The following is a 608-nucleotide window of genomic DNA, read 5'->3' as shown; positions in this document are numbered from 1 at the left end:
AAATTTTGTAGAGTTGTAACTCTGAGATATGAGTTCAGATCCAACCACTTTACCATTTAGTATGACTTGACTACCGTTTGATTGAGATGGTAGTACAGTCTGACCTACTGCTGTTACAAGTAATGGATATGCAACTCCTGTGGTGATAATCATCAGCACGATGATCCTAATAGCAGGCGAAAACACTTTGCTCTTTATTGTTCTCATGATATAATCATCTCATAAAGACTGACAGTAGAAGGTCGATTGCTTTTATGCCAGCAAATGGAAAGACAACTCCTCCAAGTCCATATATCATCATATTTTTGATAAATGTCCTTTCTGGAAGTTCTGGCTTGTATTTTACACCTTTGAGTGATAATGGTATTAACATTGGAATTACTAGTGCATTGAATATCAGTGTGGATAGTACTGCACTTTCAGGACTGTGAAGCTGCATTATGTTGAGTATTTCCATCTTGGGGTTATCTTTCATGAACATTGCAGGAAGGATTGCAAAGTATTTTGCAACATCATTTGCAATTGAAAATGTCGTAATTGCACCACGTGTCATGAGTAATTGCTTTCCAAGCTTTACAACTCTGATTATCTTCGAGGGATCAGAGTCA

Annotated in this window: 1 protein-coding gene and 1 pseudogene; both read right to left on the bottom strand. The window is 37.2% G+C overall.

Annotation, left to right across the window (positions count from 1 at the left end):
• A partial coding sequence (locus tag DYY66_RS06745) for a potassium-transporting ATPase subunit C (protein WP_166287304.1) occupies positions 1 to 207 on the bottom strand: 207 nt, incomplete at its 3' end.
• Positions 208 to 214: 7 nt separating this feature from the next.
• Positions 215 to 608 (bottom strand): annotated as a pseudogene (locus DYY66_RS06740) (potassium-transporting ATPase subunit B); the annotation flags it as partial.

This window comes from Candidatus Nitrosotalea sp. FS (assembly GCF_011319475.1).
GTDB lineage: Archaea > Thermoproteota > Nitrososphaeria > Nitrososphaerales > Nitrosopumilaceae > Nitrosotalea.
The sequence above is the reverse complement of the archived record's forward strand: the minus strand, read 5'-3'. Positions and strand labels throughout refer to the sequence as shown.